The organism is Saccharopolyspora sp. NPDC002376, assembly GCF_053593195.1.
On record NZ_JBSFBZ010000010.1, the window covers coordinates 37,787 to 61,947 of the forward strand.

Annotated in this window: 21 protein-coding genes and 1 pseudogene; 10 read left to right on the forward strand and 12 right to left on the reverse strand. The window is 67.0% G+C overall.

Features of this window, described 5'->3' with window-relative positions; genetic code table 11:
- Positions 1-27: 27 nt before the first annotated feature.
- Positions 28-828 (reverse strand): hypothetical protein, encoded by an 801-nt coding sequence (locus tag ACWCO2_RS09825; RefSeq protein ID WP_450127327.1) that lies wholly within the window; start codon positions 826-828, stop codon positions 28-30.
- A gap of 156 nt (positions 829-984) precedes the next feature.
- Entirely contained in the window at positions 985-1,596 is a 612-nt protein-coding gene (locus tag ACWCO2_RS09830; RefSeq protein WP_450127328.1) for a TetR/AcrR family transcriptional regulator, read from the reverse strand.
- An 83-nt stretch (positions 1,597-1,679) separates the two neighbouring features.
- Between ACWCO2_RS09830 and ACWCO2_RS09835 the strand changes: the two genes are divergently transcribed.
- The 3 genes from ACWCO2_RS09835 (at position 1,680) to ACWCO2_RS09845 (ending at position 4,614) form a co-directional block, all read left to right on the forward strand.
- Entirely contained in the window at positions 1,680-3,176 is a 1,497-nt protein-coding gene (locus ACWCO2_RS09835) for a flavin-containing monooxygenase (RefSeq protein ID WP_450127329.1), read from the forward strand.
- Positions 3,177-3,258: 82 nt separating this feature from the next.
- Positions 3,259-4,005 carry a DUF6319 family protein gene (locus ACWCO2_RS09840; protein WP_450127330.1) on the forward strand — a complete coding sequence of 249 codons (747 nt, stop codon included), beginning with the start codon at positions 3,259-3,261 and terminating at the stop codon, positions 4,003-4,005.
- 204 nt (positions 4,006-4,209) lie between these two features.
- Positions 4,210-4,614 carry a hypothetical protein gene (locus ACWCO2_RS09845; protein WP_450127331.1) on the forward strand — a complete coding sequence of 135 codons (405 nt, stop codon included), beginning with the start codon at positions 4,210-4,212 and terminating at the stop codon, positions 4,612-4,614.
- A gap of 12 nt (positions 4,615-4,626) precedes the next feature.
- Here the strand turns inward: ACWCO2_RS09845 and ACWCO2_RS09850 are convergent, their stop codons facing one another.
- Positions 4,627-5,007, reverse strand: coding sequence for a hypothetical protein (locus ACWCO2_RS09850; RefSeq protein WP_450127332.1), 381 nt, complete (start codon positions 5,005-5,007; stop codon positions 4,627-4,629).
- Between the two features lie 278 nt (positions 5,008-5,285).
- Between ACWCO2_RS09850 and ACWCO2_RS09855 the strand changes: the two genes are divergently transcribed.
- The 5 genes from ACWCO2_RS09855 (at position 5,286) to ACWCO2_RS09875 (ending at position 11,431) form a co-directional block, all read left to right on the forward strand.
- Entirely contained in the window at positions 5,286-7,388 is a 2,103-nt protein-coding gene (locus tag ACWCO2_RS09855) for a transglycosylase domain-containing protein (RefSeq protein ID WP_450127333.1), read from the forward strand.
- A 131-nt stretch (positions 7,389-7,519) separates the two neighbouring features.
- Positions 7,520-8,479: a CPBP family intramembrane glutamic endopeptidase gene (locus ACWCO2_RS09860; RefSeq protein WP_450127334.1), complete on the forward strand. Its 960-nt coding sequence runs from the start codon at positions 7,520-7,522 to the stop codon at positions 8,477-8,479.
- Positions 8,480-8,549: 70 nt separating this feature from the next.
- Positions 8,550-9,908 carry a serine hydrolase domain-containing protein gene (locus tag ACWCO2_RS09865; RefSeq protein WP_450127335.1) on the forward strand — a complete coding sequence of 453 codons (1,359 nt, stop codon included), beginning with the start codon at positions 8,550-8,552 and terminating at the stop codon, positions 9,906-9,908.
- 98 nt (positions 9,909-10,006) lie between these two features.
- Entirely contained in the window at positions 10,007-10,441 is a 435-nt protein-coding gene (arfB, locus tag ACWCO2_RS09870; protein WP_450127336.1) for an alternative ribosome rescue aminoacyl-tRNA hydrolase ArfB, read from the forward strand.
- 45 nt (positions 10,442-10,486) lie between these two features.
- The gene (locus ACWCO2_RS09875; protein ID WP_450127337.1) at positions 10,487-11,431 is read left to right on the forward strand and encodes a patatin-like phospholipase family protein; all 945 of its coding nucleotides are present in this window, start codon (positions 10,487-10,489) and stop codon (positions 11,429-11,431) included.
- Between the two features lie 39 nt (positions 11,432-11,470).
- Here ACWCO2_RS09875 and ACWCO2_RS09880 read toward each other — a convergent pair whose 3' ends face one another.
- The 6 genes from ACWCO2_RS09880 to ACWCO2_RS09905 all read right to left on the reverse strand — a co-directional run bounded on the left by ACWCO2_RS09880 (position 11,471) and on the right by ACWCO2_RS09905 (position 17,916).
- Positions 11,471-12,940, reverse strand: a complete 1,470-nt coding sequence (locus ACWCO2_RS09880; protein WP_450127338.1) for a sodium:solute symporter family protein — start codon at positions 12,938-12,940, stop codon at positions 11,471-11,473.
- Complete coding sequence (locus ACWCO2_RS09885; RefSeq protein ID WP_450127339.1) at positions 12,937-13,164, reverse strand: DUF3311 domain-containing protein; 228 nt, start codon at positions 13,162-13,164, stop codon at positions 12,937-12,939. The genes ACWCO2_RS09880 and ACWCO2_RS09885 overlap by 4 nt, the downstream gene beginning before the upstream one ends.
- 78 nt (positions 13,165-13,242) lie before the next feature.
- Positions 13,243-13,851: a GTP-binding protein gene (locus tag ACWCO2_RS09890; protein WP_450127340.1), complete on the reverse strand. Its 609-nt coding sequence runs from the start codon at positions 13,849-13,851 to the stop codon at positions 13,243-13,245.
- A gap of 64 nt (positions 13,852-13,915) precedes the next feature.
- Positions 13,916-14,548 (reverse strand): DUF742 domain-containing protein, encoded by a 633-nt coding sequence (locus ACWCO2_RS09895; RefSeq protein ID WP_450127341.1) that lies wholly within the window; start codon positions 14,546-14,548, stop codon positions 13,916-13,918.
- A 7-nt stretch (positions 14,549-14,555) separates the two neighbouring features.
- The gene (locus ACWCO2_RS09900; protein WP_450127342.1) at positions 14,556-14,996 is read right to left on the reverse strand and encodes a roadblock/LC7 domain-containing protein; all 441 of its coding nucleotides are present in this window, start codon (positions 14,994-14,996) and stop codon (positions 14,556-14,558) included.
- A 34-nt stretch (positions 14,997-15,030) separates the two neighbouring features.
- Positions 15,031-17,916: a nitrate- and nitrite sensing domain-containing protein gene (locus ACWCO2_RS09905; protein WP_450127343.1), complete on the reverse strand. Its 2,886-nt coding sequence runs from the start codon at positions 17,914-17,916 to the stop codon at positions 15,031-15,033.
- Between the two features lie 816 nt (positions 17,917-18,732).
- On the opposite strand from ACWCO2_RS09905, the gene ACWCO2_RS09910 reads away from it, so the two are divergent.
- On the forward strand, positions 18,733-19,134 hold the full coding sequence (locus ACWCO2_RS09910; RefSeq protein ID WP_450127344.1) for a DUF485 domain-containing protein: 402 nt from the start codon (positions 18,733-18,735) through the stop codon (positions 19,132-19,134).
- On the forward strand, positions 19,131-20,699 hold the full coding sequence (locus ACWCO2_RS09915; protein WP_450127345.1) for a solute symporter family protein: 1,569 nt from the start codon (positions 19,131-19,133) through the stop codon (positions 20,697-20,699). The genes ACWCO2_RS09910 and ACWCO2_RS09915 overlap by 4 nt, the downstream gene beginning before the upstream one ends.
- Positions 20,700-20,928: 229 nt before the next feature.
- On the opposite strand, the gene ACWCO2_RS09920 is transcribed toward ACWCO2_RS09915, so the two are convergent.
- The 3 genes and pseudogenes from ACWCO2_RS09920 to ACWCO2_RS09930 all read right to left on the reverse strand — a co-directional run bounded on the left by ACWCO2_RS09920 (position 20,929) and on the right by ACWCO2_RS09930 (position 23,443).
- On the reverse strand, positions 20,929-22,098 hold the full coding sequence (locus ACWCO2_RS09920) for an endonuclease/exonuclease/phosphatase family protein (protein WP_450127346.1): 1,170 nt from the start codon (positions 22,096-22,098) through the stop codon (positions 20,929-20,931).
- Positions 22,099-22,213: 115 nt separating this feature from the next.
- A pseudogene (locus ACWCO2_RS09925) lies at positions 22,214-22,321 on the reverse strand (IS3 family transposase); the annotation flags it as partial.
- A gap of 108 nt (positions 22,322-22,429) precedes the next feature.
- Complete coding sequence (locus ACWCO2_RS09930; protein ID WP_450127347.1) at positions 22,430-23,443, reverse strand: DUF2278 family protein; 1,014 nt, start codon at positions 23,441-23,443, stop codon at positions 22,430-22,432.
- Positions 23,444-24,161 lie beyond the last annotated feature (718 nt).

Below are 24,161 nucleotides of genomic sequence, written 5' to 3' on the forward strand. Positions count from 1 at the left end.
GGGCCACTTTCTTGCAGCAGGTCGGTCTCAGAGGACGTCCTTGACCTTCTGGACCGCCGGGTCCAGCGAACCGGTGACCTGGTGCACCGGCTTCGCGGGGACGCGGCTGGTGAGCTCGCTCGAGAGCTGGTCGGCGCCGCCGCCCAGGCCCTGGTCGAGCGCGGCCACCGGCGGGATCTTGCCCACCGCGGGCACGAGCTGGTCCGGCTTCGGCAGCGGCATGACCTCACCGGGCGCGTTGAGCGGGTTGCGCTGCAGCGTCGGGGCGACCGCGCCGACGGGGTTGACCGCCGGCTCGGCCTCGTAGCCCTGTGCGGCGGTCACGTCGACGGCGGTGTCGGCCGTGGAGACGCCCTGGTGGTCGGGCTGGCGGGGACCGACCTCGGCATCGAGCAGGGTGGCGTTGGAGTTCTTCGCGTGGAGCACACCAAGGTTCTCCGGGGTGACCGAAGCGCCGATGGTTGGGCGCTCCTTGGTCATCCCGGTCAGGCGGTTGCCCTCGGCGGAGACGTGGCTCAGCACCCGGTTCGGCTTGCCGGGCGCCAGCGCCGGTCGGCCGTCCCGCAGCTCGCCGGCGATGCCGTGGCCGGTGGTGGTGATGTCCTTGCCGACCTGCTTGATCAGGTTCGGGGAGTTCGCGTGCAGCTGCGCGTCCGCGCACGGGGCCTTGACCGGGCTGAACCCGAGGCCGTTCTGCATCTGGCAGGCGTTGACCGGGGCGGTGAAACCGACCTGGTCAGGGATCGACGACAGGTCCGGCTTCGGCAGGTCGGTGGTCTCCGCAGCGGAGGCGGCACCGGTACCGACTGCGGCGAACCCCGCGGCCACAACGGCTGCCTGTACTGTGCGCGTGGTCCAGGGGCGCAAGGTCTGTTCTCCTAGGGTCGGATGCGTTGGTACGGCGGAATCGTCATCGGAGATCAGAAAGACGACCTTGACCCCGCCGAGCGCAATACGACCTGAACGAGTGACTTCAGGCGCTGATCAGAGGCTCTGCGCCAGGCTCGGCGCGAAGAGGGCCATCAGGTGTTCGGTCGCCTTCTCGGGCGTCACCTCGGGGCGCTGTTCCCGCCACAGCGCGAGCCGTTCGCAGGCGCCGATGATCGCCTCGGCGTAGGCCTCCAGCTGTTCCTGGTCGAGGTCGGGGCGGGCGGCGCTCAGCAGGCCCGTGGTGAAATCCCGCTGCTGCAAGCGGATTCCCTCGAGTTCGGAGTTCACCGAAGCGCTCGGCACGGCGGCCTCGTTGCGCAGCAGCGCCCAGGACTGCGCGTGCTCGTCACCGAACTTGAAGAACGCCAGCAGGCAGTCGTGCATGAGCTGCTCAGGGCTGTCCGCTCCGGCGGCCGCGACGGTGCTGGCCTCGATCAGCTCCCGCTTGCAGCGCTGCAGGCAGGCCAGCAGCAGGCCCTCCTTGGAACCGAAGTACTCGTAGAGCATCGGCTTGGACAAGCCGACCCGTGCTGCGATGTCGTCCATGGAGGTCGCCTGGTAGCCCTCGGCGGCGAACACTCCCTCAGCCACGTCGAGGATCTGCTGCTCTCTTTTGGCCCGCGACATCCGCTTACGCCGGGGGGTTGATGCCTGCTGGGTCTGCACGAAACAACCCTACCGCAAGTAACTTACTCGTAGTAGCCTACTGCGGAGTAGATGCAGTAGTGCTGCTGTCCGAGGAGGGCCTGATGGCGCAACGGCAGTCGAAGGACCAGCGCAGTTACCGAACCTCGGTGGTCATCGTGGGCACCGGGTTCTCCGGCCTAGGCATGGCCATCAAGCTCAAGCAGGCCGGGATCGACGACTTCATCGTCCTGGAGAAGGCCGAGGACCTCGGCGGCACCTGGCGGGACAACACCTACCCGGGCTGCGCCTGCGACGTGCCGTCGATGATGTACTCCTTCTCGTTCGAACAGAACCCGAACTGGTCGCGGACGTTCGCCAGGCAGGATGAGATCGAGGACTACCTGCAGCACTGCGCGGACAAGTACCGGGTCCGCGACCACATCCACTACGGCGTGGAGTTCAGCGGCGCTGAGTACGACGAGTCCGCCCAGGCCTGGACCGTGACCACCAAGGACGGCACCGAGTACGTGGGCAGGGCGCTGGTCTCCGGTGTCGGTGCCCTGCACATTCCGAGCTACCCGGAACTGCCGGGCGTGCAGGACTTCGAGGGCGAGGTGTTCCACTCCGCCGAGTGGAACCACGACTACGACCTCACCGACAAGCGCGTCGCGGTGATCGGCACCGGCGCCAGCGCGATCCAGTTCGTGCCGCAGATCGCCAAGAAGGTCGGCAGGCTGCACCTGTTCCAGCGGACGCCCCCGTGGGTCCAGCCCAAGCCGGACCACCCCGTTCCCGAATCCGTGCAGCGCATCTTCCGCCGGGTGCCGTTCGCGCAGCGGGCCGTCCGCAACGCGCTCTACTGGACGCTCGAAGCGCGCTACATCGCGGTGTTCAACAAGCGTCTCGGCAAGATCTCCGAGCACCTGTCGAGGCGCTACATCCGCCAGGCGGTCAAGGATCCGAAGGTGCGCGATGCGGTCACCCCGGACTACTCCATGGGCTGCAAGCGGATCCTGCTCTCCAACGACTACTACCCGGCGCTGAACCGGTCCAATGTGGACCTGGTGACCAGCGGCGTGACCGAGGTCCGGAAGGACTCGGTGGTCACCGATGACGGTGAGGAGCACCCGGTGGACGCGATCATCTACGGCACCGGTTTCCACGTCACCGATGCCTTCGACGACTTGAGCATCGTCGGCCGTGACGGCCGCAAGCTCCAGGACGCGTGGCGCAACGGGATGGAGGCCTACCTGGGCATCACGGTCTCCGGCTTCCCGAACCTGTTCTTCCTGCTGGGGCCGAACACCGGGCTCGGCCACAACTCCGTGGTGTTCATGATCGAATCGCAGCTCAACTACGCGGTGGAGTGCCTGAAGAAGATCTGCCGCGGCGAGGTGGGCCAGCTCGACGTCCGCCAGTCCGTGCAGGACGACTTCAACGGTGAGATCCAGTCCGAGCTGGGCGACGCGGTGTGGTCGGCGGGCGGCTGCCGCAGCTGGTACCTCGACGAGAACGGCGTCAACCGCACCGTGTGGCCCGGTTTCACGTGGAAGTACTGGCTGCGCACTCGAAAGGCTGATCCCGCGGATTTCGAGATCATCGCGGCACGGGGTCGTTGAGAGTTCGCACGGGCGTTCGATATAGTGGCGGCGTTGTTGCCGAGCAGCCCCCATCGGGCTCACCCTTGAGCAGGGAATGGCCATGTCACCGCTGTCTTCCGACGAACTGCGCGAGATCCGTGACGAGCTGAAATCCGGGATCACGCCGACGGTGTGGTTCACCGGCTCCGCCGTCGGCGTCCCGGAAGGACGCTCGGGCAAGGTGATCTCGCTCGACGAACCGGCCGAAGGCGACTTCATCCAGGTCCGCCCGGCCGGTTCGAAGGACGTCCTGTCCTTCTCCGCAGCGGAGGTCACGAAGGTGAAGCCGCCGCGCAAGCGCGCAGGCGCGGAGCCCGCGAAGCCGGCCGCGAGCGAGCCGAAGCCGAAGCCGGTGGGAGCGACGCTGCCGCGGAGCGCAGCCATGATGGCGGCGAAGCCCGCCTCTCCGGCGAAGCCGGTTGCGGACGCAGCGAAGTCCGGAGCGTCGGCGAAGCCGAGCGCAGGCGGAGCGCAGTCGAGCGCCCCGGCGAAGCCGGACGCCGGGACGGCGGCGGCGAAGCGGAAGCCGCGCCCGCCGAAGGCGGTCGGCGGAGCGACGGTGACGCTCACGGCCGACGAAGACGGCCAGTGGAGCGTCGAGGTGAGCACGCCGAAGAAGCGGATGCTGAAGCCGACGCAGGTGCAGGCCGGTGCGGTGGCGCAGGCGGCGAAGGTCCTGCACGACGACGTCGCGGCAGCGGTCGAGCCGCTGATCGAAGCGGCCCGGGAGCATCAGAAGGTCAAGGTCGAGCAGCTCCGCGCGGAGCTCGCCGCAGCCGAAGCAGCCCTGGACGACCTGCGTTCCTGAGCGGACTTTTCGGGATATCCGGTCACTTTCGTGATCACGGCCGTGCTCATCGGAATCTGCACGCCGCTCGCCTTCGGCCGCCGCCAGCAATTGTGATTGTACGCACATTCCCCGTGCTGCTGATGGAGGTTCGGATTGGTGCTGTGCGCAGTGCGTGACGAAGCCGGAAGTTGCGGCTGGGCGTGAGCGCCTAGAATGCGAAGTGTGTTCCGCAGCCTTTTGACCCCGCGTTGGCTGCTTCTGCACGCGCTGTTCATCGCAGCCACCGTCGGCACTGCCTTCCTGGCCGTGTGGCAGTGGGATCGCGCGCACGAAGCCGGTGGGAGCTTCCAGAACCTCGGCTACGCGTTGCAGTGGCCGCTGTTCGGCGCGTTCACGATCTTCCTGTGGATCCGCGTGATGCGCATGGACCTCGACCGGGAGCGGGAGGAAGCCGACCCGGACGCCGCGGCGAAGGCCGCTGGGGAAAAGCCTGCGGAAAAGCCCGAAGCGCGCCGGAAGCGGCCGCTCGTGCCGCCGCCGGCGCCGCGCGTCGAGGCTGACGATGATCCGGAACTCGCCGAGTACAACAGGTATCTCGCCGAGTTGAACGAATCCGACTCCCGCTAGTCGAAGGTGCCGCTAGTTGAACGTGATGTTGCCGTTGAACTCGCGGGTCTGAACCAGGTTCTTGACCTGACCGTGGTTGATGTTGACGACGCTGTCGTCAGCGGCCGAAACGTCGTTGTGCACCGCGGCGCCTTCTGACCGCAGCTCCTCGGCGAACTCCGCGTCCTCCGCGCACACCTTGTCCAGCCGCTCGGCGAGCGCCTTGATCTGCGGCCGTTCCGCGTTGTCCGCTTCGGCGGCTTCGAGTGCGGCCTTCGTCTCAGGGTCGCGTTCCGACCTCCGCTTGAGGAGATCGCGGACCTTCACCAGTGCCGCTTTTCCAGCCGCGCCCAACGCGGTCGCCGCCTGCCCGGCGAGTGCGGTGGCCAGCGAATCCAGGAAAGGATCGGTCATTTCTCCTCCACGCGGTCGGCTCGGCTGGTCACCAAGTGTAGTGATCAGTGCCCTCTCGGTGGGCGTGATCCGGGCTGCACGACCGTTCGGTGCATCGTCGGTTGAACCCGGCGGTGTGATATCAACGGACTCGTTGGCTGTGGAGAGAACCAGGAGTCGTCCGGTGCTGCTGATGCGCCGTCGACGCAGATGTTCTCCGGCCGGTCGGTGAACCGGCGAGACGGATTCCAGGTGGGGGCTTCGACCTGTGGTCGGTGGTCGAGCCGGGTGGACACTTGATGATTGGGGCAGGCGTGCGCGGCGGCGTGCTGAAGATGTTCGGGCTGTGCGTCCTGGCCGGAGTGCTGGTGGCGGCGTTGCTGCTGCCGATGGCGACCGGCGCCGGGGCGATGGTCAACCAGGCTAGCGACTCCATGTCGAAGATGTCGGGTTCGCTCGCGCGGCAGGACATGCCGCAGGTTTCGACGGTCACCGACAAGGACGGCGCGCCGATCGCCTACTTCTTCCAGGACTACCGCGTCGACACCAGCTCCGAGCAGATCTCCGAGTACATGAAGGCCGCGATCACCGCGGTCGAGGACAAGCGCTTCTGGGACCACGACGGCGTCGACTGGCACGGCACGATGCGCGCCCTGGCCACCAACCTCAGCAGCGGTGAAGCCGTGCAGGGCGCGTCGACGATCACCCAGCAGTACGTGAAGAACTACCTCGTGCACGTGGTCGCCGGCGAGGACAACCCGATCGAGCAGGAGAAGGCCAAGGAGAGCACGATCGCGCGAAAGCTGCGCGAGGCCAAGATCGCCACCGAGCTCGAGCGCACCATGACCAAGGAGGAGATCCTCACCGGATACCTCAACGTGGTGCCCTTCGGCAACCAGGCCTTCGGCGTCGGCGCCGCGTCGCAGACCTACTTCGGTACCACGCCGGACAAGCTGACCATCGCCCAGTCCGCGCTGCTGGCCGCGATCGTCAACCAGCCGACGACGCTGAACCCCAACAGCAACCCCGAAGAAGCCAAGGAGCGGCGCGACCTCGTCATCGACCTGATGACCGACCAGACGAACAACAAGTTCATCACCAAGGAAGACGCCGAGATCGCCAAGCAGGAGCCGCTCAACACGCTGTCCCCGCTGGGCCGCCCGCCGAACGGCTGCGTCGGCGTCGGCGACGGCACCACCGACGGCTTCTTCTGCACCTACGTCACCGACTACCTCGACCGGATGGGCATCGACGAAAAGCAGCTGAAGACCGGCGGCTACACCATCCGCACCACCCTCGACCGCAAGTCCACCGACGCGGCCAAGGCCGCCGCCGAGGCCCAGGTGCCCACCCAGACCGAGGGCATCGCCAACGCCATGGCGGTCGTCGAACCGGGCAAGGACAAGCACAAGGTGCGGGCGCTGGTCGCCAACCGCGACTACGGCAACGACGCCAGCAAGGGGCAGACCGCCTACGACATCGTGAGCCGGGTGCAGCCGTTCGGCGCGGGCTCGGTCTACAAGGTGTTCACCGCCGCGGCGGCGATCGAGCAGGGCATGAGCATCAACGAGGTGATCGACGTGCCCGCCTCGTACACCTCGCGCGTCTACAAGAACGGCACCGCGCCTTACACGGTCGGCAACGCCGACGGCGTGCAGCCGGGGCCGAGGACGCTGCAGATGGCGCTCGCGACCTCGCCGAACACCGCGTTCGTGGCGCTGTCCGAGCGGGTCGGGCTGAACAACGTCGTCGACATGGCCACCAAGCTCGGCCTGCGCAACGGGATGACCAAGGTCAACACGGCCGGCCAGACCCTGAAGGCCGACGGCTCGAACGGACCGTCCCAGGCCGATGCCATCAAGAACGGCAACCGCGGTGCGTTCACCCTCGGCTTCTCGCCGACCAGCGTCCTGGAGCTGTCCAACGTCGGCGCGACGATCATGAGCGAGGGCGTGTACTGCCCGCCGACGCCGATCGAGGAGGTCACCGACCGGCACGGCAACCCGGTCCAGCTCCCCGAGGCGCCGTGCGAGCAGGCCGTGTCCCCGCAGACGGCCGCGCAGCTGGCGCAGGGCATGAGCAAGGACAGCACCGAGGGCACCTCCCGCGCGGCCGCGGAGGCCGTCGGCTGGTCCCGGCCGATGATCGGCAAGACCGGTACCACCCAGGAGCACAAGTCCGCCGCGTTCCTCGCCGCCACCCCGCAGATGTCGGGCGCGGTCCTGACCTACGCCGACGGCGCGCGGCCCCAGGGCATCTGCGACGGCGGTGGTGACGCGCCGCCGACCCTGTGCGGCAAGAACGGCGGCAACATCTACGGCGGCAAGGTGCCGGCGCGCACCTGGTTCGCCGCGATGACCCAGATCCACGAAGGCCTACCGGTCGCACCCCTGCCCGGTTAGTCCAAGCTGCCCGGTTAGTCGGAGCTGAACGAGGGAACCTCCCGGTCGATCGTTGATCGGGGGGTTCCCTTTTTCGTGCCGAATTCGCGCGCTCAGCTGCGACTCAGAAACGGTTGGCAGAATGCCTCCCTGTGAGCACCGAGCAAGACTTTGTCGATGTTCGCGGCGTCGTCAGCTTCGTCGTGATCGCTTATCTGCCCGCCTGGCTGCTGACCTTGCCGCTGTGGCTGACCGGTGAAGGGCTGACGTGGACCTGGGCACCCGTCGTGCTCTTCATCATGATGTTCATGCCCGCGGTGGCCGCGCTGGTGGTCAACAAGTGGATCAGCCCGCAACCGAAGCTGCTGCGCAGCATCGGGTTGACCAATCCCGGCGGGATCAAGAAGTGGTGGCCGTACGTCCTCGTCGCGTGGCTGGGGCCGCCGCTGACGATGCTGCTCGCGCTGCTGGTCGGCGACCTGCTCGGCGTCTACCACGCCGATTGGACCGGTTTCTCCGGTCTGGCCGAGCAGTTCGGGTCGGGCGCGATCGGTGCTGAGCAGCAGACCTCGCCGGGAACGCTGGCGCTGATCCAGATCGCGAAGGTATTCGGGCTCGGCTGGTTGCAGGTCTTCTCGGCAATGGGCGAAGAACTCGGTTGGCGCGGTTACCTGGTGCAGGCGCTGCTGCCCCTCGGCCAGCCCGGCGCGTTCCTCACCACCGGTGTGCTGTGGGGGCTATGGCACGCGCCGGTGCTGATCCTCGGGTTCAACTACCCGACCGTGCCGGTCGTGGTGGCGTTCATCATGATGCTGTGCTTCTGCATCCTGGTCGGCACGCTGCTCGGCTGGCTCCGGCTCGCCACCGGAAGCGTTTGGCCGCCGGCGATCGCGCACGGTTTCCTCAACGCCGCAGCCGGTTTGACCATCATCTTCAGCCAGGCGGGCCACGCGATCGACGACGTCTCGGTCGGGCTGCTCGGCTGGAGCGGCTGGATCGTCCTCGGGCTGCTGATCCTGGTGCTGATGCTGTTCGGCAAGCTCCCGGTGACCTTCCCGGAGGAGAAGAAGCCCGGCCTTTCCCGCGGCGTCAACCGCCGCAGCCGCCGGTGACGCCCTGGCAGTTTACCGGCACCGCTACGCAAAACGAGTGCGTCAGACGGTCTTTGAAAGCATGGGAGGAATGTTGACGAGTTTGTTGCCCTCCACCCAGCGCGCCCTGCTGCGGCGCTTGGCGGTGGAGCAGAGCGAGAACCGGATCCCGTCGTTGATCGCCGGGTTGGTCCGGGACGGCGAGACGATCTGGGTCGATTCCCGCGGCAAGGTCGGCGGCGGGCCGTCCACCACCGACACCCAGTACCGGATCGGTTCGATCACCAAGACCTTCGTCGCCGTGATGGTGATGCGCCTGCGCGACGAGGGGAAGCTCGACCTGGCCGACAAGCTCGACGAGCACGTGCCGGGCACCGCGATCGGCAACCGCAGCATCGGCTCGCTGCTCTCGCAGTCCAGCGGCCTGACCGCCGAACCGGCTGGCGAGTGGTGGGAGCGGACTCCGGGCGGCAGCGCGGAAGAACTGCTGAAGAGCATCGACGAATCCGCCGTGCGCCCCACGCCGCACCATGGATTCCACTACTCCAACGTGGGCTTCGGTGTGCTGGGCGAGCTCGTGGCGCGGCTGCGCGGCGCGCCGTGGCACGAGGTGGTGCAGCGCGAGATCTTGGATCCGCTGGGCATGAAGCGCACCACGACGGCGCCGGTCGCCCCGCACGCCGAGGGACTGGCCGTGCACCCGTGGGCGGACGTCGTGTTGCCTGAACCGGCCGAGGACGCGGGCGCGATGGCCCCGGCCGGTCAGCTGTGGTCGACCTTCGACGACATGGTCCGGTGGGTGCGGTTCGTCGGTGGCGACACCGGCGAGGTCCTGCACCCGGCCACGGTCCTGGAGATGCGCTCGCCCGGCTCGGTCGGCGACGGGCCGGAGTGGCGCGGCGGCTACGGGCTCGGCCTGCAGCTGATGCGGCACCGCGGGCGGCGGCTGGCCGGGCACACCGGCTCGATGCCCGGGTTCATCGCGAACCTCTGGGCGGACCCGGAGGACGGCACCGGGGTGATCTTCATGGCCAACACGACCGCTGGCGTCGGCGCGCTGTCCACGGACCTGCTCGACCTGCTCGCCGAGCACGAGCCGCGAATCCCCGAGGCCTGGGAGCCCAGCCCGGACATGGACATGAAGCTGCTCGAGCTCACCGGGCAGTGGTACTGGGGCCCGAGCCCGTACGTGCTGCGGATCCGCCCCGATGGTCTGCTCGACCTCGCCCCGTCGCGGGGCCGGGGCCGGGCGTCGCGGTTCCGCCCCAACGCCGACGGCACCTGGACCGGTCTGGATGGTTACTACTCGGGTGAGCCCCTGCGGGTCGGGCGCGATGCGGAGGGCGTTCCCACCCATCTCGACCTGAACACCTTCATCTTCACCCGCACGCCGTACGCCCCGGAGGCCCCAGTGCCGGGCGGCGTCGCGGGCTGGGGACCCGGCCAGTGATCTGAAGCACGGGGACCTCCCCGTCGTCGCAGGCAGGGAGGTTCCCGCGCCGTTAATCGGTGGTGAGCGGGACCGGGGGTTGAGGCATGCTGTTCTGCATGTCCGGAGACCTCCGCATCACCAGCCGCTGGCACATCCCCGCGGCCGAGCTCTCCGAGCGCTTCTCGCGATCGTCCGGGCCCGGCGGTCAGGGCGTGAACACGACCGATTCCCGCGTCGAGCTGTCCTTCGACCTCGCAGGCTCGGCCTCGGTGCCCGAGCTCCTCCGGGAGCGGGCCGTCGACCGACTTGCGAAGCGGCTCGTCGGTGGTGTGATCACAGTCGTGGCGTCCGAACATCGCGCGCAGCTGGCCAACCGCGAGGCCGCGCGGGAGAGGCTGGCCGCGCTGCTGGCCGAGGCGGTGGCCCCGCCGAAGCGCGCCCGGCGACGCACCAAACCGACCAAGGGCTCCCAGCAGCGGCGGCTGAACAGCAAGAAGCAGCGCTCCCAGGTCAAGCGTCAGCGCCGCCGCGGAGACCCGGGCGACGGCTGAGCCGTCGCTGATCAACAGCACAACGAGAGTGGAAGGGCACTGCTGATGCGCACAGCGTGGGTTCTGCCGGGCGGTTCCACCTTCGGCGCGATCCAGGCCGGACTGGTCACCGCGCTCTTCGAAGCCGGGGTGGAACCTGACCTGCTCGTCGGCACTTCGGCCGGCTCGCTCAACGCCGCTTGGCTGGCGGGCAACCCCACACCGAGTGGCGCGGAGAGGTTGCGCGAGATCTGGACGTCGATGCGGCGGACGGACGTGTTCCCGATCCAGCCGTCGCGGATCCTCGCCGGCAAGCTCGGCCTGTCCAACCACGTGATGGGCAACCACGGCCTCGCGCGCTGGCTGCACAACAACCTGCCGTACCGGCGGTTGGACGACGCGCAGATCCCGGTGACGGTGACCGCGACCGACATCGACAGCGGCGACGCCGTGTACTTCGAGTCGGGTCCCGCGCTGCCGCCGCTGGTCGCGTCCTGCTCGATCCCGGGGATGTTCCCACCGGTGAAGATCGGCGACCGCTGGCTCGTCGACGGCGGTCCGGCGGTGTTCATGCCGATCAGCCGTGCGGTCGAGCTGGGTGCGGAGCGGGTTTTCGTGCTGCCGTGCGGTGGAACGGAGCGCTTCGAGTACAACCAGACCAAGCGCGGCATCGGCTCGATCGCGACCTGGCCGACGCCGCGGATTCCGCCGCGCTCGGTGGGCGGGGTGAACGGTGCGGCGCTGGGCTCGGCGATGCTGTCGGCAGCGCGACTGGACATGCAGCTGAACGCGACGCGTTGCGAGCTCTACGTCCTCCCGGCGCCATCGGTGGTGGGGCTTTCGCCGTACTCCTTCGGGCACGCCAGCGCGCTGATCGACGCGGCCTGGGAGATCGCGCGCCACTGGTACCCGTCGGCGAAGCCGGTACCGGAGGGCCCGGTCGACATCGGCGGAAACCCGATCGCGAGCGGCGAGTTCGGCGTCTCCGCGGTGGCCCCGCCGATGCCTTGAGCCGGTGGGGACTCCGCTGCCGACGAAGTCCCCATGCGGTCAGCTCCGGGCTTCGACCAGTTCGTCGACCGCCAGTCGCTCGGTAGGCGCCGTCGCCGGTCGCGCCAGGCTGATCGCCACGTTCACCGCGACGTTCACCGCGAGCCCGATCAGACCGGCGTTGATGCCCAGCCACGGGTCGTTCCCGGTGCCGACCAGCACCGACACGACGACCACACCCACCGCGAGCCCGCTGGCCGCGCCGGCGACCGTCATCCGCTTCCACAGCAGACTGATCAGCACCACCGGCAGCAGCTGCGCCAAACCCTGGTACGACAGCACCGAGAGCTGCACCAGCGTGCTCGGCGAGATGAAGGTGAACAGCAGCGCGACCAGCCCGACCAGGAACGTGACCAGCTGCGAGAGCTGCTTCTGGCGCGGCGCGGTCCGCGGGTGCACGCCCAGCACCGAACGGCCCCACATCGTTCCGATCACGAGCATGAACACCGCCATCGGCACGATCGACGAGAGCGCCCCGGCGACGCCGACCAGCCCCACCATCCACGCGGGCATGGAATCCACGACGAGCTCGAACATCGCCAGGTTCGAGTCGGTCAGCCCCGGGACCACGAACACCGCGGCCAGCCCCAGCAGGATCGGGACGAACAGCAGGACCTGGTAGAACGGCATGATGATGGCGTTCCGCCGCAGCACACCGGGGTTCTTGGCGCCGAGGTAACCGGCGACGGTGGTCGGGAAGATCGTGTACACCACGCCGTTGAGCAGCCCGGTGGTGGCGAACCACAACATCCCCAGCGACTCCTTGCCCTGACCGGGCAGGACCAGCCACTGTGGACGTTCCGCGACGAGCCGGTCCAGCATCGGCCCGACTCCGCCGAAGTAGTGCACCGGCACGTAGACGAAGACCGCCAGCAGGGTGATGATCACCATGCTGTCCTTGAGGATCGACACCCAGGCGCTGCCGCGCAGCCCGGAGAAGATGATGAACGCCTCGGTCACCACGAACGCGATCAGATACCCCGCGCCCAGGCTGATCGTCCCGTAGCTGATCGTGGAGACGACCACGCCCATCCCCGTGATCTGCAGCTGGATGTAGGGCAGCAGGAACACGGTGGTCAGGATCGCCACGGCCGCCCCGAACCACGGCGAGTCGAACCGGAAAGCCGTGATGTCGGTGATGTTGTGCAGGTTGTTGCGGTGCGCGTAGTGCCACAGGACCGGGCCGATGACGTAGCCGACGGCGAAGCCGATCGCCAGGTAGGCCAGCAGGTAGAACACCGGCATCCCGTAGTCGTAGGCCCAGCCGGCCGCGCCGAGGTAGCTGAAGCTCGTGTAGGTCTCACCGGCCATGAGCACGAAGATCAGCACCACGCCGAGGCTCCGGCCGCCGATCGACCACTCGGCCAGATTCGCCCGATCCCGACCGCGCAGCGACAGCAGGCCCAGCACGATCGCGCCGAGCATGAACAGGCCGAAGATGCCGATGGAAACCGCTGCGTTGGGGTTCATTCCGCGTCACCCCGCTCGCGCTCCCGGTCGGCCCGCCACAGCGGATCCTTGCGCGCGGCCAGCCAGATGCAGGCCGGGGTGAGCAGGGTCGCCAACAACGTCCAGAACATGAAGAAGGGCAGGCCCAGCACCACGGGTTCGACCCGGTTGTACAGCGGGAGCGCCACCAGGTAGAGCAGCACCGGCCCTAACAGCCACCACAGCGATTTGCGTTCCTTCAGCACTGGCCACCCCAACACGGCGCGAAAACATGAGGACCCTCCCGTCAACGACAGGAGGGTCCTCATGGTTACAGCCGAAGGTCAGGCGGTGCGCCGGAGCCACCACTTCATGGCGTACTCGACGAGGATGATCAGCGACTGCTTGGTGGAGGCCCGGTCGCGGGCGTCGCAGGGCACGATCGGCACGTCCGGCGGGATCGCGATGGCTTCGCGGACCTCCTCGATGCGGTGGCGCAGCGTGCCATCGAAGCAGTTCAGACCGATCACGTAGGGCAGCTGGCGGTCCTCGAAGAAGTCGATGGCCGAGAAGCAGTCCGCCAGCCGCCGGGTGTCCACCAACACCATGGCACCGATCGCGCCGCGTACCAGGTCGTCCCACATGAACCAGAACCGCTGCTGACCGGGCGTGCCGAACAGGTACAGGATCAGGTCGGTGTCCAGGGAGAGCCGACCGAAGTCCATCGCCACCGTGGTGGTGTTCTTGTTCGGGGTCGCCTTCAGGTCGTCGATGCCGCTGCTGGCCTCGGTCATCACGGCTTCGGTGGTCAGCGGCACGATCTCCGACACCGAGCCGACGAACGTCGTCTTTCCGACGCCGAAGCCGCCGGCGACGACGATCTTCGCCGAGGTCGCGATTGCGGGCCTGGTGGGGGAGGGGTGACCAGGTCGGAAACCCGTTTCGGGGGTCATTTCTGCCAACCTCAGGTGTCGAATGAGCTGGTGTCCTGCGCGAGGTGGACGCGCGCGGGAGAAGTCAGAGCCGCCGGAGCCCGCTCAGAACCCTCTCCATCAACGTGAAGTGAGATGTGCTGCCGGATTCGCTGACCGTTCGGTGCACCGTGACCAGGCTCAGGTCGGCCATGTCGCTGAGCAGAACCTTCGCCACGCCCAGCGGAACGCCGAGCAGCGCGCCGACCTCGGCCACCGAACGGGGGTGGCGGCAGATCTCGGCGATCGAATGGTGCTCGATGCGCTGCAATCGGCTCGGGTGGCAGAACTCACTGGTGGAGACCAAGGTTTCCAGCTCCAGCCGGTGGTTCGAGCGAGTCCGCCCACCGGTCCAGGCATACGGCCGGATGTAGGTGGCCGTGCCGCCGTCTTGGGCGTCACAGTCCTGGGCCGGTGCCTGGCTGGGCGCCTCAGCTTCGGCTTCCCGCGGCCAGGGCGGCGGTTCCGGCGCGGGCGGCTGCGCTGGTTCGGGCTGCTCGGGCACGGGCGGCGGTGCCTGAGCCTGCCGCTCGTCCTGTTCGCGGGCGCGTTTGCGCCTGCGGCCGCGTCGTCCGCTGTCGAGGGTGAAACGGTTGAAAACGTCGACGAAGGCATCCACCTCGGGTGATCCGTGGTCATCCCAATGGTGTCGCCCGGATGAGTCCGGACCTGTGCTCATGGGGTCCTCACACCGACTGGCCTGTCATCACCCGACTCGATCCTTGCAGCTGGGAGCGCAGTTCGGGGGTCAGGATCTGTCCAACTCGTTCGACCAGCAACGCCATTTCGTAGGCGATGAGCCCCATGTCGCACTGCGGCGCGGCGAGCACCGTGAGGCACGAGCCGTCGCTGATCGCCATCTGCAGCATGAGGCCGCGTTCCATCTCGACCACGGTTTCGCTGACCGTGCCGGCTTCGAAGCACCGCGCGGCTCCTTGCGTCAGGCTGAGCAGCCCGGACGCGACGGCGGCGAGCTGGTCGGCGCGGTCGGTGGGCAGCTTCGCCGACGCCGTCAGCAGCAGGCCGTCCGCCGAGACGACCACGGCGTGCGCCACCCCGGGGACTCGTTCGGTGAAATCGGTGACCAGCCAGCCGAACTGGTTCGGTTGGGAGTTGTTGGTGTTCATGGGTGTTTCCTGTCCTCCTCACTGACGCGGGCTGTCACAGTCGTTCGTCGGCCGAACGCTGTGGGGCGCGGAGGCTGTGCTTGCCCTCGCGGACACCGCGTTGGAAGCTGGCCAGTCGGCCGCGCATCAGGTCTGCGTCGCGGCGAGGCTGGGAGGCCTCGGTGACTGTTTCCGGTAGTACCTGGGTTCTGGGGACTCGCCGGGGGAGTCCGGCGGGGGTGTAGTCGGGGGTTTCCCGTGCAGGCGCGGGAGGTTCTGCCTGGTCGGCCGGCCAGGGGGTCTGGTTCTCCGGCTCGTCCTGCTGGAGGTGGTGCCTGCCGCGCTGGATTCCGGCCTGGAAGCTGGCCAGCCGACCGCGTGCGACTTCCGGGTCGCGGGTCGGGCGCGGCCGGTCGTCGCCGGAGGTCTCCGCGCTGCCCGCGAGCAGGTTCGCCTGCGGAACTCGTTGCGGGAGCCCGGCGGAGGTGTGGTCGGCCGGTTCGGCGGAAGCGATTTCCTGCGCGCGCTGGCCCGCTTCGTCGCTGGGGAAGGCCCAGGCATGCCCGTTGCAGCTGCCGGGATTCGCTTGCGCGGGCGGGAATTCTCCCGTCGGCTGGAGCTCTTCGCTGGGCTCGGGCCAGGCCAGAGCGACGTGCTCGGCGGTGGGCGCCAACTGGAACCAGACCGAGGAGAGGTCGTCGAAGATCGGGGCCGGTGTCGCGACACCATTGGTCCGCTGCGGGGGCGGCGCGCCGTTCTGAGCGTTGGGCAGGTCCTGGGTGTTGGACAGGTTGCGCTGCTCCGGGACCGGTGCGTCCTCAGTCGGAGGCCGCAGCAGGTGGTAGCCGTTGCGGACCGGGCTCGCCGCGTCCTGCTCGGCGGCTTCCCAGTCGAATGCCTCGACGAGGCTGTCCTCGCTGCGGCCGTGAGTGGCGATCCCGTTGGTCTGCGGCTGCGGCATCTTCACCGCGTCCGCGAGCAGTTCGGGCGCGATGGTCACCGCTGCGCGCAGGCCGACTTCGTCGCGGCCCGGGTGCAGCTCCACCTCGATGCCGTGGCGGTCCGCCAGCCGGCCGATCACGAACATGCCCATGCGCCGCGACGTGGACAGCGTGAGCTCACCGTCGGCGAGCCGCTCGTTGGCCGCTTCGCGGTCGGCTTCGCTCATCCCGATGCCCTGGTCGACGATGTCGACGACCAGCGCGCCGTCGCCGCGCCGGTGCCCGGAGACGGTCACCTGGGTCTGCGGTGCGGAGAAGTTCGCCGCGTTGTCCAGGAGTTCGGCGAACAGCCGCACCAGGTCGCTGGCCGCGTAGCCGACGACCTTGACGTCGGGCAGCGGCTGCACGATCACCCGCGGGTAGTGCTCGATCTCGGAGACCGCGGCGCGCACCAGGTCGGCCGGGCTGGTCGGCTGGGTGAAGCGGCGCGCCAGGTCGGTCCCGGAGAGCACCATCAGGTTCTCGTTGTTGCGGCGCATCCGGGTGGCCAGGTGGTCCAGCTGGAACAGGGTGGCCAGCTGGTCGGGGTCCTCCTCGTCGCGCTCCAGCTGCTCGAACAGGCGCAGCTGACGCTCCAGCAGGCCCTGGCTGCGGCGCGAGACGTTGACGAAGGAATCGCTGTAGCTGCGGCGCAGTTCGGCCTGCTCGGTGGCCAGGTTGACCGCCTGGGTGTGCACGTCGTCGAAGGCGCGCGCCACGTCGCCGATCTCGTCGGCGCTGTCCACCGGCACCTGCTCGACCGGGGCCTGCGGGGAGTGCCCGGCACGGATGTCGGCGACGGCGTTGGGCAGCTGGTGGTGCGCGGTGTCCAACGCGCTGCGCCGCAGCAGATCCAGGGAGCGGAGCAGGTGCCGGCCGATGAGGACCACGACCAGGCTGGCGATCAGCAGCGCGGTCAGCAGGATCACCGCTTCGAAACCGGCGAGGTTGCTGGCGCTGTCCTGCAGGCCGAACGCGATCGCGTGCAGCTCCTGGTCCAGATCGGCGCCCAGATCGCCGAGCGCCTTCAGCGCGTTCTGCGACTGGTGGTGCCAGGTGTCGGGCGAGACCAGCGCCGAGGACAGCTGGGCCCGCGCGTTGTTGCGCTCGGCTATCGCCAGCTGAACCGTGGTCTCCCGTGCCGGGAACAGCGGGTCGGAGTAGAGCTGGTCGTAGTGGATGCGGTGGTCCAGGGAGGCCGCGGCGCGGAAGTCCTTGGCGGCCGCGGAACGTCGGGATTCGCTGGCGTCCAGCCGCGCGAGGCCGTCCTCGTCGAACTTGCCGCGGACCAGCCCGGTGAGCACCAGCACCTGCTGGAGCTGGACCTCTTCCCGGATCTTGGCGAGCTCGTGCGCGCTGGTCGCGGGGGAGACCAGCTGCGACGACGAGATCTGGCTGAGCAGGGTGCGGTCCAGCGCGAGCAGGTCACCGACGACCTCGCTGTAGGACTTGATCGCGGCGTCGGGGTTGATCTGGCTCCGCAGCACCCGCTTGCGCGTCGGGGCCAGTTCGGCGATCTGCCGGGCTGTTTCCTGCTGGGCGAACCGCACCGCGTCGCTGTCGAGGGCGGCCCCCAGCGCGCGGCGGGCGGCGTCGATGGAGCGGTCCGTGGCGGTCATCCGGTCCCGGACCTGCTGTTCGGAGGTCTGTCCGCGCACCAGGAACTCGGTGGCATCGCTGCGTTCCCACTGCAGGTCCTCGACCGCCTTGCGCACCGCGCTGCCCGCGGTGACGATCCGGTCCATCGCTTCGTACTCGTCGGCCTTGGCGACCTGGCCGCGAATCTGAAGCACCCCCAGCACGAGCGCGAAGATCACCGGCACGAGCACGACGGCCCCGATCTTGATCGGCAGCTTCCAGTCGCGCCACTCGGTGATCCGTGCGGCGAGTCTCGTGGTGGCGCGCGGCCACGTGGACGCCCTCGACACGTGCGTGGGCGTGTCCTCGAGTCCGCTGCTCACGACGCAGTCCTTTCCCGCGCCGTCGACGTTTCGTCGGCCGACTGCGCGTTCGTGTGGTGGGCAGGCTGCGCCGGTCGGTGGGGGTGTGCGGCGGGTTCAACGGCTGGCGGCGCTGCCTGCGTTCGGGGTTTTTCGCGGGTGGCCGTGCGGTCTTCGACTTCGGCGTCCGCGCAGCCTGCGATGGTTTCGGGGGATCGCGGCTGGTGTCGGGCGTGGTGCGCCGTTAGTCGGTGGCAGAACACTATCGCATTCGGACGATCTTCCTCCGCGTCTGAATTTAACGCGCTGACCAGCGAATACTCTTATTTCAAGATCATCAGTACGGAGCTGGAGACGATCTGAACACTAATCGTGTCCACTGCTGAGGCATGCTCAAGTGCTTTAGTCGCCCGATAGGTAGAAATTCCCTCCATGTTCCGGAGTGGCTCCTCGCTGGCGCGTCAACTTTCCGCTATGAGCTCCGGAAGACGCCGTTATCCTGCTGAAATGCCGCCCTGGAGAAGTAATTTCCGGAGCCGATCCGTCGGATTCGAGCCCTTCAGAGGGAGTTTCGGGCGGTTCTTCGGGCACATTCCGTGATCGACAAATTCATCATTGTGTGTGCTGTGTCGTTCAGGGGGTCTGCGGTCGCCCGTTCGCTGATTAGACTTCCGGCCCGGTTGGCATCGCGGGCAGCAGTGCGGTCGCCGCGCCCCGGTCGCGGAATTCGCGAATTCCGAGGTTCGGTCGATGAACGTGGGGGGACTTCGAAACGTTGGTGGAAATCCGCACGTCGGCTGAAATCCACGCGCGCGCAAATCTGCTTTGGAAGGACGAATGCCCAACGCAACCCAACGGCCGCCCGCCCCGCCGGCGGCGACCTTCGGCCAGATTGACAAGTCCGCCCCCGCGCCCCGGCGTCCCGGGCCCCCCGACTACGTCGAGATCGCGCAGCGCCCGGAGTTCCAGGAGCTGCGATCCCGGCTACACCGCTTCGTCTTCCCGATGAGCGCTGCGTTCCTGATCTGGTACATCGGCTACGTGGTGCTGGCCGCCTACCTGCCGGAGTTCATGGCCATCCGCCTGGTCGGCGAGATCAACGTCGGACTGGTGCTGGGCATCGGCCAGTTCGTCAGCACGATCGTGATCACCGCCCTGTACCTGCGCTACGCCGCGCAGCACGTCGATCCGCGGGTTCGCGAGCTGCACCTGGACGTCACCGGGGAGGAACCGCGATGACCGGCGCCAACCCGGTGCTCAACATGAGCATCTTCGGTGTGTTCGTGCTCCTCACGCTGTACCTGGTGTACCGGGTGAGCAGCAGCGGAACCGTTTCCGACTACTTCGCCGCTGGCGGCGGGTTCACCGGTGCGCAGAACGGCATCGCGCTGTCCGGCGACTACCTGTCGGCGGCGTCGTTCCTCGGCATCGCCGGCGCCATCGCGGTCTACGGCTACGACGGTTTCCTTTACTCGATCGGCTTCCTGGTCGGCTGGCTGGTGAACCTGCTGCTGGTCGCCGAACTCCTGCGCAACACCGGCCGTTTCACGATGGGCGACGTGCTCAGCTTCCGGACGCGGCAGCGTCCGGTGCGCGCCGCCGCGGCGGTGTCCACGCTGGTCATCTCGTTCGTCTACATGATCGCCCAGATGGCCGGTGCGGGAAGTCTCGTCGCGCTGCTGCTGGACGTGCACAGCGCCAGCGGCCAAGCGCTGGTGATCGCCGCCGTCGGTCTGGTCATGATGGTGTACGTGCTGGTCGGCGGGATGAAGGGCACCACCTGGGTGCAGATCATCAAGGCGGGCATGCTGTTCCTGTGCGCGTCGATGCTGACCGTGTTCCTGCTGGGCAAGTTCGGCTTCAGCATGACGTCGCTGATGCAGCACGCCGCTCAGCGAAACCCGTTGGGGGACAAGATCTTCGCGCCGGGCGCGAAGTACGGCGAGAGCGGGATGTCCAAGTTGGACTTCGTGTCCCTGTCGCTGGCGCTGGTCCTAGGCACCGCTGGTCTGCCGCACGTGCTGATGCGCTTCTACACGGTGCCGAACGCGGTGCAGGCGCGCCGCTCGGTGGTGTGGGCGACGGTGACGATGGCCGGTTTCTACCTGTGCACCCTGGTGATCGGCTTCGGCGCAGGCGCGGTCAACGGCACCGAGACGATCCTCGCGGCCCCCGGTGGCGAGAACTCCGCAGCGCCGCTGCTGGCCTTCCGCGTTGGCGGCACGGTGCTGCTCGGGATCGTCGCAGCGGTCGCGTTCGCCACGATCCTGGCCGTGGTGGCGGGACTGACGCTGACGGCGTCCGCGTCGTTCGCCCACGACGTGTACGCCAACGTGATCCGCCACGGCAAAGCCAAGTCCGACGACGTGGTGAAGGTGGCCCGGTTGACCGCGCTGGTGATCGGCGGCGCGTCGATCATCGGCGGAATCCTGGTCAACGGCCAGAACATCGCGTTCCTGGTCGGCCTGGCGTTCGCCTTCGCGGCCTCGGCGAACCTGTCGACGCTGCTGCTCTCGCTGTTCTGGAAGCGCTTCAACACCCGCGGCACGCTGTGGGGCATCTACGGCGGCCTGTCGTCCTGCCTGGTGCTGGTGATCTTTTCGCCGGTGGTCTCGGGCGCCCCGGGCTCGATCCTCCCGCACGCGGACTTCGCCTGGTTCCCGCTGAGCAACCCGGGCATCGTGTCGATCCCGATCTCGTTCCTCTGCGGAGTGATCGGCACCCTCCTCGGCGGCCCCCCGAACAACCCCCGCCGAACCGCCGAAATGGAAGTTCGCTCCCTCACCGGAATCGGCTCGACCTGACCCGCAGCTCCGCTCGGCCGCCCACCGCCCCGATGCCGCAACCGGGGTGGTGGGTTCCTTTCTGGCAAAAAAGATCCGCCCTGGCGGCGATTGCCGAACCAGGGGCGGATCTCGAACGACCGCCTGGCGGGAACATCAACGAATACCAACATGCTGCTTGACCTGCACGGATGAGTTTTCGGCTCGGTCATCGGTCGTGGACGTTGCGGCTGAACCTTTGAATGCGAGCTTAGAGGTCGATGTCGATCCACACTGCGGCGTGGTCGGATGCGGCGTGCACGGGGTTGGTGATGCTGTCGTAGATTTCCCACGCTTGTGGTGGATGAATGTTGTGGGGATCGCCCCACAGACCTTTGCGGAAGATTCCGCCACCGGTGACCCGGGTGGCGAGCTCAGGGGAGACGAGGATGTAGTCCAGCTTGTTTCGGAGGGTGCAGGACTGAAAGGTCCCGGGTCTGGGGCCGGGGCTGAAGTCTGATAGTGCGGCAGTGTCCGTGAGGGGAGTGTCAGGGCCGAGCAGGGGTTCAAGAGTTGGGTGTTGCGGTGGTGAGTCGTTGGTGGGGCCCTTGTTGAAGTCGCCGAGGACGGCGACGAACTCGGCACCATCCGCGACGAGTCCGTCGTATATCTTGCGAACCTGCGCGCTTTGGCGGCTGCGTAGCGGGTCGGGATCGCCGCTGGTGAACGACTGACTCTTCAGATGGTTGAGTAGGAGGAACAGGTCGTTCCCTCCGGGCAGCCGGAGGTGGTAGATGGGGCAATCGCGGCTAAACAACGGGGCGTCCGTGTGGGATTTGGGGTCAGGGAGATCGACGTGGCTGCGCACGGAGTGGATCTCGATCGGCGAGGTGGTGAACAGTCCGACGTCGATGCCTCTGGGGTCGTTGCCGTCCACGAGCATGGCATGGCCGTAGCATTCGTCCAGTAAGCCGTGGTTGAAGCGGACGAGCGAAGGTCGACTTTCGGCTTCGACGACACAGAGTATGTCGGCTGCTACGTCTTTGATGACTTTGGCGGTCATTTGCGTGGCGGTCTCGTCGACGCTTTCGGTAGCCAGCTCGACCCAGCCGATCCAGTCAGCACGGCCGGAGGCGACGATCTTGGCATCGCCATTGCGGGGCTGCTTGAGGAAGTCGCCGCGGTTTTCGCGCAAGACTGCCCAGCTGTCGGCGCGATTCAGCGTGACGTGTCCGCTGTCTCGGCGCAGGATTCCCAAGGTGAGCAGTGCGCGCACCATTTCGTCCTTGTCCGTCTCGCTGTAGGTGGTGCGCGCGGCGAGGGTGTTGAAGTGGTCGAACGCCGCGAGCACGGGCTGGCCCTGCTCCCATGTCGTGGTGTCGAGCGCCTTGGCTCGGTCAAAGAGATTCTCAACGTTGAAAGCTCCGAGCTTGATACTCATCGCCAACGCTCCTCTCATCCTGTAGACAACACGGTCGGCACACTCACCCCTATCTGCGGAAACCTCTCCAACTTGCGCGACAAGTCGTTGTTCATGACACCAGGGAACTAGGTCCGCCGCAGTACTGGGAGAGGCGTCGGTGGTTGTACCAGTCGACCCATTCCGCGGTGGCGAACTCGACCTGTTCCAGGGTGTGCCAGGGGCCGCAGTGTTTGATCACTTCGATCGAGGTGTACCGCACTGGTTCACGCCAGGTTCGTCGTGGGTGCTCCCAGGAAGCCGGTTCGCGCGGCCTGACTCTCCACCGTGGAGGCGACTCCGCTTATAGGGCTCAGAAGACAAGGGTCCAGCCCTCACGGCTGCCTTGCTCTGCGCTGTAGGAGACCCCGTGGACTTTTTCGCCGTGCGCGTTGATCAGGCTGATTACGCCGTCTCCGCTGCTGAGCTGGAGGTCGGCAGCGGGGACTTGGACTGTTGCTCCTGGCGTGATCTGGCCTTCCGGGAGAGTGGACCTGTTCTTGTGTTTTCCACCGTCCACTAGTTGCCAGCCTGTGAGGTCGACCGATTCGGGAGAAGCGTTGATTAAAGTCACTGTCTCGGTTTCTGAGGCCGCTCCAACCGGATTTGCTAGCACGGCGGCGATCCGCACCTGCTCCCGGCCCCGTTTCGGACGAGGCGCTGCGCCGACGAGCGCGTGACCAGTGCGGTCGTCTGTGTGCCAAGCCTGGCTCTGAAAAGCAAGGAAAATCGCTACCCAGCGCTGTTCGGTGGCGAAGTGCAGCAGGAGGCCGCCGTCTTGCCACACACCGTCGTCGCGGCGGAAATCGGCGCTGTTGCCCTGGTTCATGTGCACGTCATGGACCCCGTTGCTCGGAGCGGAACCGGACACCTTGTCCGCGTTTTTCTTTTTCGGTCCGAAGCGATCGCCGAACGCGTACACGCAAGCGGAAGAATCTGCCTGCGCACGGCGGATGTAATGGTCAAGAAGATCCTCCAGGTCGTTGTCCGGACCCCTGGCATCAGGAGGAAGAGTACGCATCTCCGACGGCTCGAATAAATTGCCACGAATATAGTCGAGGTTCGCGTGTCCGGGTCCGGGAGGCAACGCAGTCCACCCGGAAAAGCGAGCGGGCAACGTTCCCAGGATCGGATGCACGAAGTCGTCGGACACGAGATACAACAGATCCGATGGCGCTTCCGCTGATTTTACGTTCACCGGCACCTGATAATGCGTGCCGGTGTCATCAAGAACGTGGATCTGGTAGTGCGGGGACTCGTCCGGAAACCCCTCTCTATGGCTCTCCACGACCTGACCGCTTAATACTCCGTACGAACGCAACGCCATTTCCCTCACCCCCCGCTCGGGAGAACAACTAGTGCGGTAACGACCTTCTTGTCGCCGCCGTGCTTCTACCCTGCTGTCTGCGGCGGCGGCGCCAGAACTAGTCCGAGGGGCACACCTGTCCTATCCAACTTCCACATGCTGAAATCGGCAGGCATCAGTACTCCACTTGAAGCGCCATGCCTCCTTGCTGCTGTCCTAACTTTGGTGCGTACGACGCCTTTAATATAGTGGTCACTTGTCCAAAAAGGATGTGTCGAAAGTCCTCAGGTCAGCAGGATTCTCAGAACTGAAATTGATCTTTTGCGACTTGAAAGTCAGTCCAAGTGTACTGCTGGGACTTAAGCCTCTAGATGTGCATGTCTAGTGATACCTAATTGGTGTCCGGCGTTGCCCTAAGTCCTCGCAAGGGCGCACCTGCCCGGCGCTCCGACGGTCGTTCGGCGAGCTGATCTCTTTTTGGTGTGAACTGGACGCATCAACGTCGTTATTGATTTTGCAACACCGGTCGCAGGGACCCAGCATGATTGCGAAGCACTGAAACAGGAGTGGCTCGATTTGACGGTTGGGAGGGAATACTCGTGGGCATCACCATGGCGGTACGCAGGGTCAGTACGGCTTCTCTGGCACTGCCTGGCTAGACACAGGGCCGACATGCGACTGGATGGAAGGGCTGACGCCCGCCCTGCCGACCTGCATGTGAACGGCGACAGATCATGCC

What these genes read in the sequence shown, in the direction of transcription:
- ACWCO2_RS09910 (WP_450127344.1), top strand. Translation starts at nt 18,733, where the DNA reads ATGCCCAACGCAACCCAACGGCCGCCCGCCCCGCCGGCGGCGACCTTC.
- ACWCO2_RS09880 (WP_450127338.1), bottom strand. Translation starts at nt 12,940, where the DNA reads ATGAACCCCAACGCAGCGGTTTCCATCGGCATCTTCGGCCTGTTCATG.
- ACWCO2_RS09920 (WP_450127346.1), bottom strand. Translation starts at nt 22,098, where the DNA reads ATGAGTATCAAGCTCGGAGCTTTCAACGTTGAGAATCTCTTTGACCGA.
- ACWCO2_RS09930 (WP_450127347.1), bottom strand. Translation starts at nt 23,443, where the DNA reads ATGGCGTTGCGTTCGTACGGAGTATTAAGCGGTCAGGTCGTGGAGAGC.
- ACWCO2_RS09895 (WP_450127341.1), bottom strand. Translation starts at nt 14,548, where the DNA reads ATGAGCACAGGTCCGGACTCATCCGGGCGACACCATTGGGATGACCAC.
- ACWCO2_RS09875 (WP_450127337.1), top strand. Translation starts at nt 10,487, where the DNA reads ATGCGCACAGCGTGGGTTCTGCCGGGCGGTTCCACCTTCGGCGCGATC.
- arfB (WP_450127336.1), top strand. Translation starts at nt 10,007, where the DNA reads ATGTCCGGAGACCTCCGCATCACCAGCCGCTGGCACATCCCCGCGGCC.
- ACWCO2_RS09890 (WP_450127340.1), bottom strand. Translation starts at nt 13,851, where the DNA reads ATGACCCCCGAAACGGGTTTCCGACCTGGTCACCCCTCCCCCACCAGG.
- ACWCO2_RS09865 (WP_450127335.1), top strand. Translation starts at nt 8,550, where the DNA reads ATGTTGACGAGTTTGTTGCCCTCCACCCAGCGCGCCCTGCTGCGGCGC.
- ACWCO2_RS09840 (WP_450127330.1), top strand. Translation starts at nt 3,259, where the DNA reads ATGTCACCGCTGTCTTCCGACGAACTGCGCGAGATCCGTGACGAGCTG.
- ACWCO2_RS09835 (WP_450127329.1), top strand. Translation starts at nt 1,680, where the DNA reads ATGGCGCAACGGCAGTCGAAGGACCAGCGCAGTTACCGAACCTCGGTG.
- ACWCO2_RS09850 (WP_450127332.1), bottom strand. Translation starts at nt 5,007, where the DNA reads ATGACCGATCCTTTCCTGGATTCGCTGGCCACCGCACTCGCCGGGCAG.
- ACWCO2_RS09855 (WP_450127333.1), top strand. Translation starts at nt 5,286, where the DNA reads ATGATTGGGGCAGGCGTGCGCGGCGGCGTGCTGAAGATGTTCGGGCTG.
- ACWCO2_RS09900 (WP_450127342.1), bottom strand. Translation starts at nt 14,996, where the DNA reads ATGAACACCAACAACTCCCAACCGAACCAGTTCGGCTGGCTGGTCACC.
- ACWCO2_RS09915 (WP_450127345.1), top strand. Translation starts at nt 19,131, where the DNA reads ATGACCGGCGCCAACCCGGTGCTCAACATGAGCATCTTCGGTGTGTTC.